Consider the following 14,783-nt stretch of genomic DNA (forward strand, 5'->3'; position numbering starts at 1 on the left):
GTCACGCACCGGACGCAGAAAGTGCCCGCACGCCCCTCGTGGCGGAAGTGTGTCGTGCCCCACACTGGAGCCGGTGCCTGAGCTTTCGGAGCGCGGCGGTGGTGGCCGGACGGGCACACGTTCCCCCGCGCGTCCACTCACGACGTACGGGACGGGTGGCGGTCAGCCCGCGGCCGCCCCGCTGCCGAACGCCGCCCCCGATCCGGCGGCGATCACCCTGGAGGTCGCCCGCGTGCAGACCCGGACCCGCACCGCCGCGGCGAGCGTCGTGCCGCCGCGGAGCCTGCCGCCCCGCCACCCGGAGGACACGACCGAGCCCGCCGCCTCAGAGCCCGCCCCACCCGAGCCCGCCGCGGTGGATGCCGCCCAGCCCGCCGCGCGGGAGGAGCCGGAGCCCGCCGTCGCCGTGCCCGCGCCGCGGCTGGACGCCACCGGCCCCTCGTCCGACCTCTTCCGACAGTACCTGCGCGAGATCGGCCGCATCCCGCTGCTGTCGGCGGCCGAGGAGGTGGAGCTGGCCCGCCGCGTGGAGGCCGGCCTGTTCGCCGAGGAGAAGCTGGCCGGCGCCGTCGACCTGGACTCCCAACTCGCCCTGGACCTCGACCGGTTGGTGGTGCTCGGCCGCATGGCCAAGCGCCGCCTGATCGAGGCGAACCTACGACTGGTGGTCTCGGTGGCCAAGCGGTACGTGGGGCGCGGCCTGACCATGCTCGACCTCGTCCAGGAGGGCAACCTCGGGCTGATCCGCGCGGTGGAGAAGTTCGACTACGCCCGCGGCTACAAGTTCTCCACGTACGCGACCTGGTGGATTCGCCAGGCCATGTCCCGCGCCCTCGCCGACCAGGCCCGCACCATCCGGGTGCCGGTGCACGTCGTCGAACTGATCAACCGGGTGGTACGGGTGCAGCGCCGGATGCTCCAGGAGCGCGGCCAGGAGCCCACCGCGGCCGAGGTCGCCGAGCACCTCGGGGTGCCGGAGGAGCGCGTCAGCGAGGTACGGCGGCTGGCCCAGGAACCCATCTCGCTGCACACGCCCGTCGGCGAGGAGGACGACGTGGCGCTCGGCGACCTCATCGAGGACGGGGACGCCACCTCGCCGGTGGAGTCCGCCGCCTTCCTGCTGCTGCGCGAGCACCTGGAGGCGGTCCTGTCCACCCTCGGCGAACGCGAACGCAAGGTCGTCCAACTGCGCTACGGCCTCACCGACGGCCGCCCGCGCACCCTGGAGGAGATCGGCCGCATCTTCGGCGTCACCCGCGAGCGCATCCGCCAGATCGAGTCCAAGACCCTGGGCAAGCTCCGCGACCACGCCTTCGCCGACCAACTCCGCGGCTACCTGGACTGACGCCGCCCCGCCGACACCTCACCAGCGGGCCGGCGCCCGCCTCAGGCGTTGGGGTTCCAGCCGAACGCCTCCGGGTGGACCTGGTCGCGGACCGTGCCGAACTGCTGCCGCACCGACTGGCCCACTGTCAGCTCGTCGCCCGGCTCAAAGACCTGGCTCGCCGCGGCCGGCCAGTGCGGCGGCGTGTGCGGCGCCAGGGTGCCGTGCGCGACGCCGAGCGCCCACGCGGCCTGCCGGGCCGCGCCGATGGCCGCGTAGTCCGCCGGCTCGGGCACCACGATCTGCGCGCCCAGCAGCGACGGCGCGATGGCCTGCACCGCCGGCAACCCGGCCGCGGGCCCCAACAGGAACACCCGCCGCACCTCGACGCCCCGCCCGCGCAACACGTCCAACGCGTCCGCGAGCCCGCACAGCATGCCCTCGAACGACGCCCGGGCCAGGTGCTCGGGCTTCATGCTCTCCCGGCGCAGCCCCGACAGCGTGCCCGCCGCGTGCGGCAGGTGCGGGGTGCGCTCACCCTCCAGGTACGGCAGCAACACCAGGCCGTGCGAGCCGGGCGTGGACTTCACCGCCAGCTCGGACAGCCCCTCCAGGTCCGTACCCAGCAGCTCGGCGGTGCCGCGCAGCGCCCGGACCGCGTTGAGCGTGTGCACCACGGGCAGGTGCATGCCGGTGGCGTCCGCGTACGAGGTGATGGTGCCGGTCGGATCGGCGAGGGCCTCGTGGTGCACGGCGAACACCGAGCCCGAGGCGCCGAGCGAGACCACCGCGTCGCCCAGGGAGACCCCGAGCCCGAAGGCGGCGGCCATGGTCTCGCCGGTGCCGGCCGAGATCAGCAGCCCCTCGGGCGTGTGCCCGGCGGGCTCGGCGGGGGCGATGACCTCCGGCAGCCGGACGGGATGGCCGAGCGCCAGCTCGGCGAGGTCCGGCCGGTACTGGCCCGACGCGGCCGACCAGTAGCCGGTGCCGGACGCGGCACCGCGGTCGGTCGTGCGCCGCCCGGGCCGCCCGAGGAGCTGCCACACCAGCCAGTCGTGCGGCTGGAGCACCTCGGCCGCCCGCCGCGCCGCCTCCGGCTCGGCGCGCGCCAGCCAGCGCAGCTTCGCCACCGCCTGCCCGGCGTGCGGCACGGAACCGACCGCCTCGGCCCAGGCCGGCCGCCCGCCCAGCGCGTCCACCAGGTCGGCGGCGGCGGTCTGCGCACGCTTGTCGTTGCCCAACATCGCGGGCCGTACGAGCACCCCGCCCGCGTCCAGGACCAGCAACCCGTTCTGCTGGGCGGAGACGCCGATGGCCTGCACCCCCTCCAGCAGCCCGCCGTCCGCGGCCTCCCCCAACGAGAGCAACCACGCCTGCGGGTCCACATCGACCCCGGTGGCGGGGTGTGGCGCGTAACCCTGCTTGAGCACGGCGCCCGTGTCCGTGTCGCAGACGACGACGCGCGTGCTCTCCGACGAACTGTCCAACCCGGCGACTATCCCCATGGGCCCCGATAATGCCTCATCGCCCGCCACCCACCGCGCCACGGTCGACCCCACGCCCCCCGGCGCCGCCCCACGCGCCGCCCTGACCTGCCCGGATCGCCGACCGCCGGGCGCGGGCCGGCCACGGGCCGGACGCATGCCGGCCGGGGGGGCCCGTGAGAGTGGCCGGCGGGGGCGCCGGGTGAGGGAGGACGCGAGGGCGGCCGAAGAGGGCGGTCGGCGAGGGCCGGGAGCGAGCACGACGGGCGGGCCCGGGGGATCCGCCCCGGGCCCGCCCGTCGCCGACAAGCGGCTGCCCTAGGTGTTGCTCGTGCCCCAGTCGTCCCCCGCGCCGTTGCGCTGCTCGCGCAGGGACTGGACGCGGGCCGACACCGAGTCGGGGAGCCGGTCGCCGAACCTCGCGCTCACGACGTCGAACGCCTTACCGGCCGCCTCGCGCCCGCTGTGCGCGGCGGCCTCGGCCGTATTGCGGACTGCCGGGTTCTGGGAGACCCGCTGCGCCTTCTTGCGCAACTGCTCGTACCGTTCGCGCCCGGCCCGTGCGCCGAGCACGTAGCCGACGGCGACTCCGGTGATGAACGTCAGCCGGTAGCGCATCACTCCACCTTTCCTGGCTTCTCCGCTGCCCCTTGAGCGAGCGGAACACAACAGCCCCGCTGGGTTGTGCTGCCCGCCTACCCGCCAGGGCTGGTGATCACCCTCCGATCACTCCCTGATCATCCAGGGGGAACCGATTGGCGAAGCACCCCCCTGCTTGCGCTAATGTATGTGTCGCAGCGAGCGCGCGCCCCCCGGGAAGCCGGAGGGAAGCGCAATCGAGGCACACGGAGCAATCCCCTGTAGCTCAATTGGCAGAGCAGCCGGCTGTTAACCGGCAGGTTACTGGTTCGAGTCCAGTCGGGGGAGCTCGGTCCCCTGTAGCTCAATTGGCAGAGCATTCGGCTGTTAACCGGAGGGTTACTGGTTCGAGTCCAGTCGGGGGAGCTGAAGAAAGAGCCCCGTAAGGGGCTTTTTTCATGCCCGTTTCAGGCCCCCGGCACGGATTCCTCCGCCCCGGGAACCGCTCACCGGTGCCCCACGGTCCTCATCATTGCGCGATGCGGACCCTCAGGGGCAGCAGATCGTATGAGCGGCTATGCTGCGGCAGACGACGCGCACAGTTGTGCGCGACGCGCCGTTACGGGGCGGTAGCTCAGCCGGTTAGAGCAGCGGACTCATAATCCGTCGGTCGTGGGTTCGAGTCCCACCCGCCCCACTCGGCGTTTCCCGTGAAGGATCGTTCTGAGCTGCGGGAACGCGAGCGTGCGGGTCGCCGCTTCCGGGTGGCGACCCCGTCCGTACGTGGAGACCAGGATCTAGGGGACGCGTAGAGGGCACGGCCGGGCGACATGGGAGTCGTGGCCGAAACTGGCCGTACCGCCTGTGCGGTGCCACGGCTCGGGGGCTTCGAGTGAGCCTCGGCGCCTGGCGGCGTCGCTGCGGTGGCATGCGTCCGGGGCCGGTGACGGTTCTCCGGGCAGCGTCAGTAGTGGCATCGAGCCTGGACGATGAGCAACTCGTTGTCGGTCGGCTTGTACACGAGTCGGTGCGTGTCGTCGATTCTTCGGGACCCGTAGCCCGACAGATCACCCGCCATGGGCTCCGGTTTCCCGATGCCCTTGAAGGGATCGGGCACAGTGTCGTCGATCAGCTTGTTGATGCGCTTGACCGTCTTCCGGTCGTTCTCGGCCCAGTAGGTGTAGTCCTCCCAGGCGTGGGTCGTGAAGGAGATCCTCACGCGTGCTCCGCGTCGGGGTCGATCAGCTCGTGATGCCGGGCCCTGCCGGCCTCCGCCTCGGCGATGGAGTTCAGCAGGCGTCGAGCGTTCTTGGGGGAGCGCAGCAGGTGCACCGTCTCGGTCCACGCACTGAAGTCCTCTTCGGACATGAGGACGGCATTCCCCTTGCGGGACGTGATGTGGACCGGAGCGTGGTCCTCGTTGACCTGCCCGATCAGCGGAAGCAGGTTCCGGCGCGCCTCGCTGGCGGTGATGGACATGCTCGCCGCCTCTCTTCTCGACTCGCACGAGATAAGTACGCGTCGAGACGGCGTCACAAGGCGGCCCTGCCCTGGTTGAGCCCGACGTGCGTCGGCTCGGGACGGGGCGCGGGGAGCGTCGCTCGTGGGCCCTCATGGGGCGGCCTCTCATGGGGGCGGCTGTTTTTCGGGCCCCCCGGCCCGCCGCCCGCGATTGAATCCCGCGGTTGAATACGGGTGTGACACCGAAAGTGGCGGGGTTCGGCGAGGACGATCTGAGAGCGCTGAGTGGGGCTCGGTCCTTCGAGCGGGGGCTGGAGTACCTGGACGCGGTGAGCGGGCTGGAGGTCGGGGACGGCTCGGTCGCCGCCGAGGTGCGCGGTACCGATGTCTACGAGGTGGAACTCGCTTTCGGTCCCGATCAGGGGGTCTCGGGGTGGTGTGACTGCCCGTACGGGCAGGAGGGCAACTTCTGCAAGCACTGTGTGGCGGTCGGGCTTACCGTGCTGCGGCGGGAGAAGACGCTCCCCCGGCAGCGAGCCGCTGCGCGAGCGCGGGCTTCCGGCGTGGAGGCGTGGCTTTCGGCGCTGTCGCGTGATGATCTCCTCGCGCTGGTGCGGGAGCAGATCGCCGAGGACCGGGAACTGCGAAGGCGTTTGGAGCTGCGGGCAGCCGCCGCACGTCACGACCTCGGTATGGTCCGGGACCGGATCGTCGCCCTGACCGATCCGCGGCCGTTCACTCGGTACGGGTACATCGAGTACGCGGATGCCTCCCGGTACGCGCGGCAGGTCGCCGAGGCGGCGAGTACCCTGCGTGCTTTGACCGCCGACGGGCAGGCGGCGCAGGCGGTCGGCCTGGCCGAGGAGGCGATCCGGGTACTGGTGGAGGCGTACGGGGACATCGATGACTCCGACGGCGTGGTGGGGCAGGCCGCCGCCGCGGTGACCGGGGCCCATCTGGAGGCATGCGGGGTCGAGTGCCCTGATCCGGCTCGACTGGCCGAGTGGCTGGTCGGCATGGTGCTGAACGACAGCAACGACGTGACGGATCTCGACCCGCTCGACTACGCCGACTCGCTGGGGCCGAGCGGACTGGCCCGCATGCGGCAGTTGGCGGCCGAGGCACTCAGGCGAGAGCCGTCCGGCTGGGCGGAACGGTATCTGATGGAGCGGCTGGTCAAGGCGGAGGGCGACGTTGACGCGCTGGTCGCTCTGTACGCGCGGGATCTCGACCCGTCCGGTGCCACTCATCTCCGTATCGCCGAGGAACTGGAAACGGCGGGTCGCGCGGCCGAGGCGCTCGTCTGGGCGGAGCGCGGACTGCGCGACCGCGCAGCCGAGACGTACGTCGACGGTCGTCTGGTCGACTACGTGTGCGAGCGGTACGCGCGGACGGGACGGGCGGCCGACGCGGTCGCGGTGCGACGGGACCGGTTGCGTCTCGAACGGTCCCTGGCCGCCTACCAACAGCTGCGCGCCGCCGCCGGAGCGGCGGGCCGCTGGGAGGCCGAGCGTGCGGCGGCACTGGTCATCTTGGCGGAGGACGCCCGTCGTGAGCGCGGCGGCCGGGATGGCGGGCCGGTGCTGATCGACGCGTTGCTCGACGACGGCGATCTGGACGCAGCCTGGCGGGAGGCCGTCGACCACGCCGACGACCGGCAGTGGGCACAGCTCGCCGATCTGTCGAGCCAGACGCGCCCGGCCGACGCGCTCGGTGTGTACCTGCGGCTCATCGAGCAGTCGAAGGGGCCGACGGGTGACCGCGCGTACGACCAGCTGGCGCGGCTGCTTCAGGCTGCCCGTAACTGCCATCGCGCGCTGGGGACCGAGGACGCGTTCACTGTCTATCTCACCGACCTGCGGTGGGAACTCAAACGCAGGCGGAAGCTGATGACCATCCTTGATCGGCACGGGCTGTAAAGGACTCCGGCAGATGCCGTGTGGCGAGAGGGGGATGGCAGGGGTGGGGGCCGACCCCGCCCGTGAAAAGTGATGTCGCCTCCCGGCGGGAGAACGATGCGGCTCTCACAGCACCGCTCTCAGGTCGACCACTTTCGGGGAGCCGTCCGCGATGTAGCGGGAGGCCCGGCCCTCGGCGAAAAGGTCGCGCAGATACATCCCCGGAAAGTCCAGGGGTTCGCTCCGGTCCGCGAGTTGAACGCGGGCCTGGAGGCGGGTGTCGCCGTCTCGGATGAGGACGTCGCACCAATCCGGTTCGGGGGCGGCGAGGCCGTCCACGGTGACCTGGATTTCGGAAAGGTCCGCAAGCCAGGTGCTCACGTCGTCGAGTAGCCACGCCATCTGGAGATAAGGAGGGGATTCCGGGGCGGGCTGCCAGTCGTGGTGTGCGCGCCAGGCGCGGTCGGCGACCTGTTGCGGGCTTCCGTGCGGGAAGACGCCGGGCTCGGGAACGGTGCCGGTATCCGTGAAGGTGAGCCTGCGGGTCGGGATGTCGAGATGGAGCAGGCGGTATCCGTCGGCACCCATGTTCATGGCCGCTTCGGCGGCGCGCGCCAGAAACGGGGTGCTGGTGTGCACGATGCGGCTCCTGGGCGAATGAACGGTCCCGGGTGCCGGCCTCAACCCCACCGGTCGGAGTTGAGGCCGGCACATTGACGAGCGGTCGCGGGGAGATTACTCCGCGGCGCCGCTGGTCATGGGCGTGTTCAGCGACGGCTTGTGAGCGGCTGCGGCTTTCTCGGCCGGCACCGCGGTGGCCGTCAGCGTCCGCGTGCTGGGCGCGAGCGGCCGGTAGGAGCGCTGGTACTGCTCGTCGGTGCTCGCCGCTGACCTGCGGTTGAGCTTGGCCAGCGTGGTGGACACCCACTTCGGGCACTTGACCACGCCCGTGCAGTACATGGTGATGACGCCCTTGTCCTGGCCGTCGCGCAGTTTCTTCTCGTTGACGGTGAGTTGCACCTTGTACTGCTTGACGAGCTTGCAGACGCCGTTACGGCACTTGTACTTGCCCGCGTACGCGATCTCCCGGTACGACTGCCCGCCGATGTGGTCGCGGTTGGGTGACTGCGCGACGTATTCGACCGCGCCGTACTTGGTGATGTTGTGCTTCTTCTTCAGCTTGTTCCAGCCGAATCCCTTGTCCTTGGCGCTGTTGTAGTAACCAACGCGCAGCGAGGCATGGCCGGGACCCTTGTACTTGAGGTGCTTGAGAATCTTGTACGCCGGGTCCGCCGCCACCGAAGGAGAGGTCGACGGAGAGGCCGGTGGAGAGATCGGCGAAGAGTCCGTGTCGCTGGCCGCCGAAGCGGTTCCGGCGACGCTGATGGTCATCACCGCCGCTGCCGCGATGGCCGTGAACTTCGTGCGCAGCATGTGCTTCCCCCTAGGTGAATCGTCTCGCCAGGCGCTGGGCCGGCATGACCCGTACAAGCTAGCCAACTGGCGCGACGTCATCAATGAAGTGGTGAATCCGATGAACGGAACGATCTAGAGAGGCAGCCCCCTACCAGGGGAACGCCGACGAAAAGCCGTTTCTCTTCGGCGTGTTTCTCATACATGACGGATTCGCGTGGTCCGCGCCTTGTTCGGGCTGGGTGGGGACCGGCGCGTACGGGGGTACTGGTGTCGGCGGCGGCCCGTCGAATGCTTCGGGGGCGGGGCGGGGCGGGGCGGGGCGGGCCGGTTGGGGACCGCCGGGCGGATCGGCCGCCCGCGCAACCGATGCCGAGGAAGTAGTAGGCGGGCCGGTTGCCGAGTGCGGTGCCGGCGGTGACGGCGTGCGGGGAGGCCGTGAGGATCGGGGCGGAGTCGGGCAGGGCGGCGATCGCCGCGTCCCAGCCGCCGGCGGGCGCGAACTCGCCCACGGATCCGCCACGGGCGCCGAGCGCGATGGGTGACGCGGTTCGTCTTCGACGTCGTGGTGAAGGGCGAATCGCTGGCTGGGTGGTGTGTTGGCACCAGCCCATGGCGGTGGCGTCAACGGTCGTGCCGCGCACGGTGGCTGAAACAGCTCTGGTCGAACCCTCGGGCTCGCGAGTAGCGTCGCGCGCCGCAGTGATAACGCCGCGCGTCACGTGCTGTAGGGGGACGGATGGCCGAGCGTCGCGAGGGATCCGGTGATTTCTCAGGAATAGACCCCGAGCGGTTTGTCGAGACGGTCGGCGCGTTAGCCGGCGACGCCGACAAGCTGAGGCTTCGATCGCAGCACTACAAGGCCGAGTTCCGCCGCTACGGGATCGATACCGAAGCCCTCACGGCCCTGCTCGGCATCGCGTCCTGGGCCGAGAAGGAACTCGGTCCGATGCGTCGCCGCCTGCAACTCGCGCGTGCCATCGACAAGGGGCCGGACGCGGGCCTGAAGGGGCACCGCGTCAACATCAACGAGGCCGAGGTCGGCAAAGGACACCCCCAAGCGGACCGCATACCCGAGGACAGCGAGGACCCACAGGCGAATGCCGACTGGTGGGACACGCTTCCGCCCCGATTACAGAAGAAGTTCGCCGCGCAGTCTCCGGAGCGCATCGGGGCCCTTGACGGCATTCCGTCGGTCGTCCGCGACAGGGCCAACCGGACGGTACTGCGCCAGAAGATCAAGGACGCACAGGCCGAGTACGACAAACTCGACAAGAAGCTCGGCCGGACGGGGCCACTCGACCTGACCTTCCGACGCGACGAGTTGGCCCGGCGCAAGCAACTGAAGAGTCAGCTCAAGGGAATGAAAACGCTCCAGGAGCGATTGTCGGAAGGCGGAAAGAACGGTGTGCCGCCGACCTTTCTGCTCGGCTTCGACGACGAGAAGACGGGGCATGCCATCGTCGCCTTCGGTAACCCTGACACAGCCGACAACGTTTCCACGTACGTGCCGGGGACGAACACCAAACTCGAGAGCATCGGCAAGGATCTCGACCGGGCCGAGCGTATGCAGGGGAACGCGGCGCGGCTGGGCCGGCCCCAGTCGGCCTCGTCCATCATGTGGTTCGACTACAACGCGCCCCAGACCTCCGACCTGACGGTTCCCGTCGCCCAGCAGGACCGCGCCAAGGAGGCGATCCCCGCGCTCGACGGCTTTTTCAACGGTTTGGAGGCGACGCATCAGGGAAAGCCGTCGAACAGCACCGTCCTGGGCCACAGTTACGGGTCGCTGGTAGCCGGAAAATACCTGTCCCACGACAAGGACACCCCGGTCGACAACGTCATCTTCGTCGGCAGCCCCGGCGTGGGTGTCGATCACGCCAAGGACCTGAACGTGGACCCGGATCGGGTCTGGGCCGGTAAGGCCAGGTACGACAAGATCACGTGGCTGCCCAGCCCGAATCCGTTCAAGTGGGGCGAGAAGCCGTTTGGCCCCGATCCCACCTCGCCGGCATTCGGCGGAGGCCGATTCGACGTGGAAGAGGGCAGCAAATGGCACCCCATCTCGGCTCACAGCATCTACTGGGACGAGGGATCGACATCGCTCCGCAACATCACGGAGATCAGCCTGGGCAGGGAACCGATCTATGAGGAGCCGGACGGGCCCACGCCGAGCCCCAGCCCCAATCCGAGCCCCACGCCGCCGGGCGCTGAGCCGGACCCGAGCCCGCGGCCGAAACCGAATCCCAGTCCGAGCCCCAGCCCGAGCGAGACTCCTGGTCCTACTCCCGCTCCTAGCCCTTAGCGTCGCCACCGGGTGTTCCGAGCACAGCGACCCCGGAGAGAAGGAGGCCCGTCGAGACATGGACAAGCGACAGGTGCAGGAGATCACCGACCGGCTCCTCGGAGACGCCGTCCGGGCCATGGAAGGCTCCGAGGGGGTCGAACCCGGCCTGGAGGTGGTCAAGGCCAAGACGTATCGCTGTGACGACGAACCGGGCGGCGGTTCCGACGAGCGGGTGAAGCTCACCACGGTCGTCGACGTGACCGGGGTGCCGTTGGACCGGAGCCGGGAAATGGTGCGGAAGGTCTTCGAGGCGTGGCGGGACAGCGGCCACACGGTGGACGCCGCGCCGCGCCCGGAGCGCGACATCCTGGCCGCGAACCTGCGCAGCAACCCGGACGGGTTCTTCATGGAGGTGGCCTCCTCCACTGGCGGATACCTGAGCATGGTGGTCACCTCCACCTGTTTCCGGGAGGCCGCGGAGGCCACCGAGGGCGAGTCGGTCGAGGGTGAGCGGGGCGCCGCGCCGCCGGGCCCCGTACGGGAGGAACTCGGCGACCCGCCGCCGCGGACGGCGGCCGAGCTCCGGTCGCGCGAGCGGCTGATCGCCCGCGTCGGCGAGGTCTCCAGCCAGGTGCTCGACCACTTCTCGGGCGGTTACGCGTCCGGGGAGCCCCCCGAGATCGTCGTCCTCGAAAGCGGCGCCTGCATGGCCGTACACCAGTGGCGCTACACCTGCGCCGACCCCGCCACCGCCGACCGCGCCGTGGAGGCGTTGCGCGGCCAACTCGACGCGGAGACCTGGCAGGTCACGGGCTTCGACCCGGAGCGCTACGAGAACGAGGAGGACCGCCGGGAGGCGGAGCGGGCCCTCGCCGACGCGGACCACCTGGAAGGCCGCTACCTGGGTAGGCGGGACGCGGGACTGGGGATCGTACGACGCCACGGCGACGCGACCGTCGACGTCAGCGTGATGTGGCGGGACTCGGCGGCGGAGGCGTGAGCGGCCGGGACGCGAGCGACGCGGCGGGGAGGTCGGCATGAGCGATGACGCGGCGAAGGCCACGGTGGACAACCCCTACCGCCAGCGCCTGAAGGACCTCAGGAACGAGGTGCGGCGGGAGCTCGACGGTCTCTCCAGGGTCCTCGAACGGCCGGTACGAGACGTCGGCAAGGGCGGCCCGAACTCCGACAAGTCCTGGGTGGGCAAAACCGCCGACCGGTGGCACGACGACGCCTCGGGCCGACGGAAGGCGATGCGGCGCCACCTGGACCGGCTTCTGCCGGCGATCGAGAACCGGATTCAGGCGCTGCCCGAGAAGGTCACCCCGGCGGAGGCCAGGTCGATGCGCGCGGACCTGGACCGGTGACCAGCGACCGGGACCGGAGACCGAGACCGGCGACCGGGACCGGTGATCGGCGCCAGTGACCGAACAGCCGACCGCACCGGCGCGCGGGGCCCCGGCCCCGTCCCCGTAGCTGGCGAAGGGGCCACGCGGTTGCCCCACAGGCCCGCGGACGGTAGCCGTGCCGGCCGGTGGGAGCCGGGCGGTGTCCTGGGATACTGCGGTGATGGTGTCGCTGGAGAGGGTTCCCGAGCCGATAACGGCCGACCCGCCGCACGAGGCGGACTACCCGCTGCTCACGCAGTCCTGGCTGGACCTGGCCTTCCTGCACTGGGCCGCCGACCCGTCCGTCGTCGCGCCGCTGCTGCCCGTCGGCACCCGTCCGGACACGCTGGACGGGCGCACGTACGTCGGGCTGGTCGCCTTCCGGATGCACCGGGTGGGCTGGTTCCGTCTTCCCGGCGTTCCCTACCTCGGGACCTTCCCGGAGACGAACGTCCGCCTGTACTCGGTGGACGCCCACGGCCGGCGCGGGGTGGTCTTCCGTTCGTTGGACGCGTCCCGACTGATCCCCGTCGCCGTCGCCCGGGCCGCGTTCCGGCTCCCCTACCTCTGGTCGAGGATGAGCGTGCGCCGGGCCGGGGACACCGTCACGTACACGAGCCGGCGGCGCTGGCCCGGGCCGCGGGGCGCGTACAGCAGGATCGCGATCCGGATCGCCGGGCCGGTCGAGGAGCCCACCGAGCTGGAACACTTCCTGACCGCCCGCTGGGGCATGCACAACACGTTCTTCGGGCGCTCGATGTACCTCCCGAACACCCACCCCCGCTGGCCCCTGCACCGTGCCGAACTCCTGCGCTGCGACGAGAACCTGATCGCCGCCGCGGGCCTGCCGGCGCCGGTGGCGCGGCCGGTGAGCGTGCTGTACTCGCCGGGCGTTCCGGTCCGCTTCGGGCGCCCGCCGCGCGCGCCGGCGGGCATTCCCACGCCGTAGCCGGGCCGTCGCCGGCGGGTCAGCCCAGGAGCCTGGTCACCACGCGGTCGAGCGCCTCGATGTCCTCGCGGGGCAGGGCGAGCAGGTCGTCGGGCGGGGTGGCGAGGATCGTGGTGGCGCGGTGGGCGGCGGCCTTGCCCTCCTCGGTGAGGCGGACCAGCTTGGAGCGCCGGTCGACGGGGTGCGTGACGCGTTCGGCGAAGCCGCGTCGTACCAGGTCGTCGACGATGACGGTGGTGTACGGCGGGTCGGTGCTCATCCGCTGCGCCAGGTCCCGCAGCGTGAGCGGGCCCGGGGCGATGCGGCGCAGGGCGCGGATGCGGCTGAAGCTCATGCCGAGCGCGTCGGCGACCTCCTTACGACGGTTGTGGCGCTCCAACAGGAGGGTGTGCAGCCCCTGCCAGGCCCGGGTGGCGGCCTGAGTGGCGGCGTCGTCCACCGGTTGGTCCGTCTCGCGTGGGCGTTCCATCAGACCTTCACCGTCGTTTGGGTCTCCTCGGCGGCCAGCCGCCGCGCGGTGCGCCGGGCCGTGGACTGCGCCCAGCGGCCAGAGGTGAGCGTACCCACCAGCAGGATTCCGCCGCCGCACGCGGCGATCAGCCACCAGGCCGTCCGGCTCGCGTCGATGAAGGCCGTCGGGTCCGGGTGCGGGCCGGTCGCCGCCGGGTCCAGGTGAGCGCCGGTCGCCAGCAGCGCGCCGATGACCGCCACCCCGAGCGCCTGGCCGAGCTGGCGGCTGGTGGAGGCCATCGCGGCGGCCACCCCGGCCCGCGAGCGCGGCAGCGAGGCCACGGCGGTGTTGGTGATCGGGGCGTTGACCATCCCGAAGCCGACGCCGAACAGCGCGTAGGCGGCGAACAACACGGCCACCGAGAGGTGCGCGGAGTAGGTCAGCGCCTGGAGGGTCGCGCTCGCGCCCAGCGCGGCCCCGGCCACCAGCAGCGGCGCGCGGGGCCCGCGCGACCCGACGATCCGCCCCGACAGCGGCGCGCTGACCAGCGCCATCACGGCCATGGGCAGCATGAACAGGCCGGCGTGCAGCGGGTCGTAGCCGCGTACGTGCTGGAGGTAGAGGGAGCTGATGAACAGGAAGCCGCCCAGCGAGAAGAACGCGGCGACGGCGGTGACGGTGGCCCCCGAGAACGGCACGGAGCGGAACAGTCGCAGGTCAACCAGGGGATCGGCGCGCCGGGGTTCGTACCAGAGGAGCCCCAGGAGCGAGCCGAGGGCGGTGAGCGCGCAGGCGACCACGAGCGGCGAGTCCCCGCCCCGGGCCGGCGACTCGATGATCGCGTACGTCACCGTCGCGAGGAGGACGATGACCAGGAGCTGGCCGATCGGGTCGACGCGGCGGGGGCGCGCGGCGCGGGACTCCGGTACGTAGCGCCGGGTCAGCGCGAGCGCGGCCAGGCCGATGGGGACGTTGATCCAGAAGATGGCGCGCCAGCCGGCCGCCTCCACGAGCGCGCCGCCCATGATCGGCCCGGCCGCCATGCTGATGCCGACGACGCCGCTCCACACGCCGATCGCGCGGGCGCGCTCGCGGGAGTCGGTGAAGACGTTGCTGATGATCGACATGGCGACAGGGTTGAGCATCGACCCGCCGACCGCCTGCAACACCCGCGCCGCGATCAGCCAACCCAGGCCCGGCGCGAGGCTGCACAGCAGCGAGGCCGTGGTGAAGACGGCCAGCCCGGCCTGGAAGACGCGCCGTCGCCCCACCCGGTCGGCGAGCGACCCGGAGAACATCAACAGGCTGGCCAGCACGAGGGTGTAGCCGTCGACCGTCCACTGCAGGCCGGAGACCGAGCTGCCCAGGTCGCGCTGGATGGACGGCAGCGCGACGTTGAGGGCGGTGACGTCGAGGCTGACGATCAACAGGCTCAGGCAGCAGATGGCCAGCACCAACCAGCGCCGGCGCGGAGCGAGCTGGGCCACGGGACGTCCTCGATTCGTTGTGTGTCTACAACTATTGCGTCCACACAACTAAAAGTCCAGCG

The 14,783-nt window shown here is 71.1% G+C and carries 15 protein-coding genes and 3 tRNA genes; 10 read left to right on the plus strand and 8 right to left on the minus strand.

The window, feature by feature from the left end; genetic code table 11:
* Positions 1-73: 73 nt before the first annotated feature.
* On the plus strand, positions 74-1,345 hold the full coding sequence (locus AC3CHW_RS25350) for an RNA polymerase sigma factor (RefSeq protein WP_488468017.1): 1,272 nt from the start codon (positions 74-76) through the stop codon (positions 1,343-1,345).
* Between the two features lie 41 nt (positions 1,346-1,386).
* Here AC3CHW_RS25350 and AC3CHW_RS25355 read toward each other — a convergent pair whose 3' ends face one another.
* Positions 1,387-2,829: an FGGY family carbohydrate kinase gene (locus tag AC3CHW_RS25355; protein WP_459248506.1), complete on the minus strand. Its 1,443-nt coding sequence runs from the start codon at positions 2,827-2,829 to the stop codon at positions 1,387-1,389.
* 297 nt (positions 2,830-3,126) lie between these two features.
* Positions 3,127-3,426 carry a YtxH domain-containing protein gene (locus tag AC3CHW_RS25360; RefSeq protein ID WP_187061509.1) on the minus strand — a complete coding sequence of 100 codons (300 nt, stop codon included), beginning with the start codon at positions 3,424-3,426 and terminating at the stop codon, positions 3,127-3,129.
* Positions 3,427-3,662: 236 nt separating this feature from the next.
* Between AC3CHW_RS25360 and AC3CHW_RS25365 the strand changes: the two genes are divergently transcribed.
* The 3 genes from AC3CHW_RS25365 to AC3CHW_RS25375 all read left to right on the plus strand — a co-directional run bounded on the left by AC3CHW_RS25365 (position 3,663) and on the right by AC3CHW_RS25375 (position 4,084).
* Positions 3,663-3,735: transfer RNA gene (locus AC3CHW_RS25365), tRNA-Asn, on the plus strand.
* Positions 3,736-3,740: 5 nt separating this feature from the next.
* Positions 3,741-3,813 (plus strand) — tRNA-Asn (locus AC3CHW_RS25370).
* A 197-nt stretch (positions 3,814-4,010) separates the two neighbouring features.
* A tRNA-Ile gene (locus tag AC3CHW_RS25375) sits at positions 4,011-4,084 on the plus strand.
* Between the two features lie 267 nt (positions 4,085-4,351).
* On the opposite strand, the gene AC3CHW_RS25380 is transcribed toward AC3CHW_RS25375, so the two are convergent.
* The gene (locus AC3CHW_RS25380; RefSeq protein ID WP_488468018.1) at positions 4,352-4,606 is read right to left on the minus strand and encodes a Txe/YoeB family addiction module toxin; all 255 of its coding nucleotides are present in this window, start codon (positions 4,604-4,606) and stop codon (positions 4,352-4,354) included.
* The gene (locus AC3CHW_RS25385; RefSeq protein WP_488468019.1) at positions 4,603-4,866 is read right to left on the minus strand and encodes a type II toxin-antitoxin system Phd/YefM family antitoxin; all 264 of its coding nucleotides are present in this window, start codon (positions 4,864-4,866) and stop codon (positions 4,603-4,605) included. Before AC3CHW_RS25385 ends, AC3CHW_RS25380 begins: the two co-directional genes overlap by 4 nt.
* A gap of 218 nt (positions 4,867-5,084) precedes the next feature.
* Between AC3CHW_RS25385 and AC3CHW_RS25390 the strand changes: the two genes are divergently transcribed.
* The gene (locus AC3CHW_RS25390; RefSeq protein ID WP_488468020.1) at positions 5,085-6,767 is read left to right on the plus strand and encodes an SWIM zinc finger family protein; all 1,683 of its coding nucleotides are present in this window, start codon (positions 5,085-5,087) and stop codon (positions 6,765-6,767) included.
* A gap of 105 nt (positions 6,768-6,872) precedes the next feature.
* Here the strand turns inward: AC3CHW_RS25390 and AC3CHW_RS25395 are convergent, their stop codons facing one another.
* Together AC3CHW_RS25395 and AC3CHW_RS25400 are read right to left on the minus strand one after the other, a co-directional pair.
* Positions 6,873-7,385 (minus strand): hypothetical protein, encoded by a 513-nt coding sequence (locus AC3CHW_RS25395; protein WP_488468021.1) that lies wholly within the window; start codon positions 7,383-7,385, stop codon positions 6,873-6,875.
* Positions 7,386-7,481: 96 nt separating this feature from the next.
* Positions 7,482-8,045: a hypothetical protein gene (locus tag AC3CHW_RS25400; protein ID WP_488468022.1), complete on the minus strand. Its 564-nt coding sequence runs from the start codon at positions 8,043-8,045 to the stop codon at positions 7,482-7,484.
* Between AC3CHW_RS25400 and AC3CHW_RS25405 the strand changes: the two genes are divergently transcribed.
* From AC3CHW_RS25405 to AC3CHW_RS25425, 5 genes are all read left to right on the plus strand, one after another.
* A complete protein-coding gene (locus tag AC3CHW_RS25405) occupies positions 8,023-8,298 on the plus strand; it encodes a hypothetical protein (RefSeq protein ID WP_488468023.1) in 276 nt (91 codons plus the stop codon). The two genes, AC3CHW_RS25400 and AC3CHW_RS25405, sit on opposite strands and share 23 nt — an antisense overlap.
* A gap of 600 nt (positions 8,299-8,898) precedes the next feature.
* A complete protein-coding gene (locus tag AC3CHW_RS25410) occupies positions 8,899-10,464 on the plus strand; it encodes an alpha/beta hydrolase (RefSeq protein WP_488468024.1) in 1,566 nt (521 codons plus the stop codon).
* 58 nt (positions 10,465-10,522) lie between these two features.
* A complete protein-coding gene (locus AC3CHW_RS25415) occupies positions 10,523-11,446 on the plus strand; it encodes a hypothetical protein (protein ID WP_488468025.1) in 924 nt (307 codons plus the stop codon).
* A gap of 37 nt (positions 11,447-11,483) precedes the next feature.
* Positions 11,484-11,813 (plus strand): hypothetical protein, encoded by a 330-nt coding sequence (locus AC3CHW_RS25420; RefSeq protein WP_398607140.1) that lies wholly within the window; start codon positions 11,484-11,486, stop codon positions 11,811-11,813.
* 202 nt (positions 11,814-12,015) lie between these two features.
* On the plus strand, positions 12,016-12,783 hold the full coding sequence (locus AC3CHW_RS25425; RefSeq protein ID WP_488468026.1) for a YqjF family protein: 768 nt from the start codon (positions 12,016-12,018) through the stop codon (positions 12,781-12,783).
* A 19-nt stretch (positions 12,784-12,802) separates the two neighbouring features.
* On the opposite strand, the gene AC3CHW_RS25430 is transcribed toward AC3CHW_RS25425, so the two are convergent.
* On the minus strand, positions 12,803-13,252 hold the full coding sequence (locus tag AC3CHW_RS25430) for a MarR family winged helix-turn-helix transcriptional regulator (RefSeq protein WP_488468027.1): 450 nt from the start codon (positions 13,250-13,252) through the stop codon (positions 12,803-12,805).
* A complete protein-coding gene (locus AC3CHW_RS25435; protein ID WP_488468028.1) occupies positions 13,252-14,721 on the minus strand; it encodes an MFS transporter in 1,470 nt (489 codons plus the stop codon). Before AC3CHW_RS25435 ends, AC3CHW_RS25430 begins: the two co-directional genes overlap by 1 nt.
* Positions 14,722-14,783: the final 62 nt, after the last annotated feature.

It is taken from the genome of Streptomyces sp. MGP-BFMKR1, assembly GCF_057766585.1.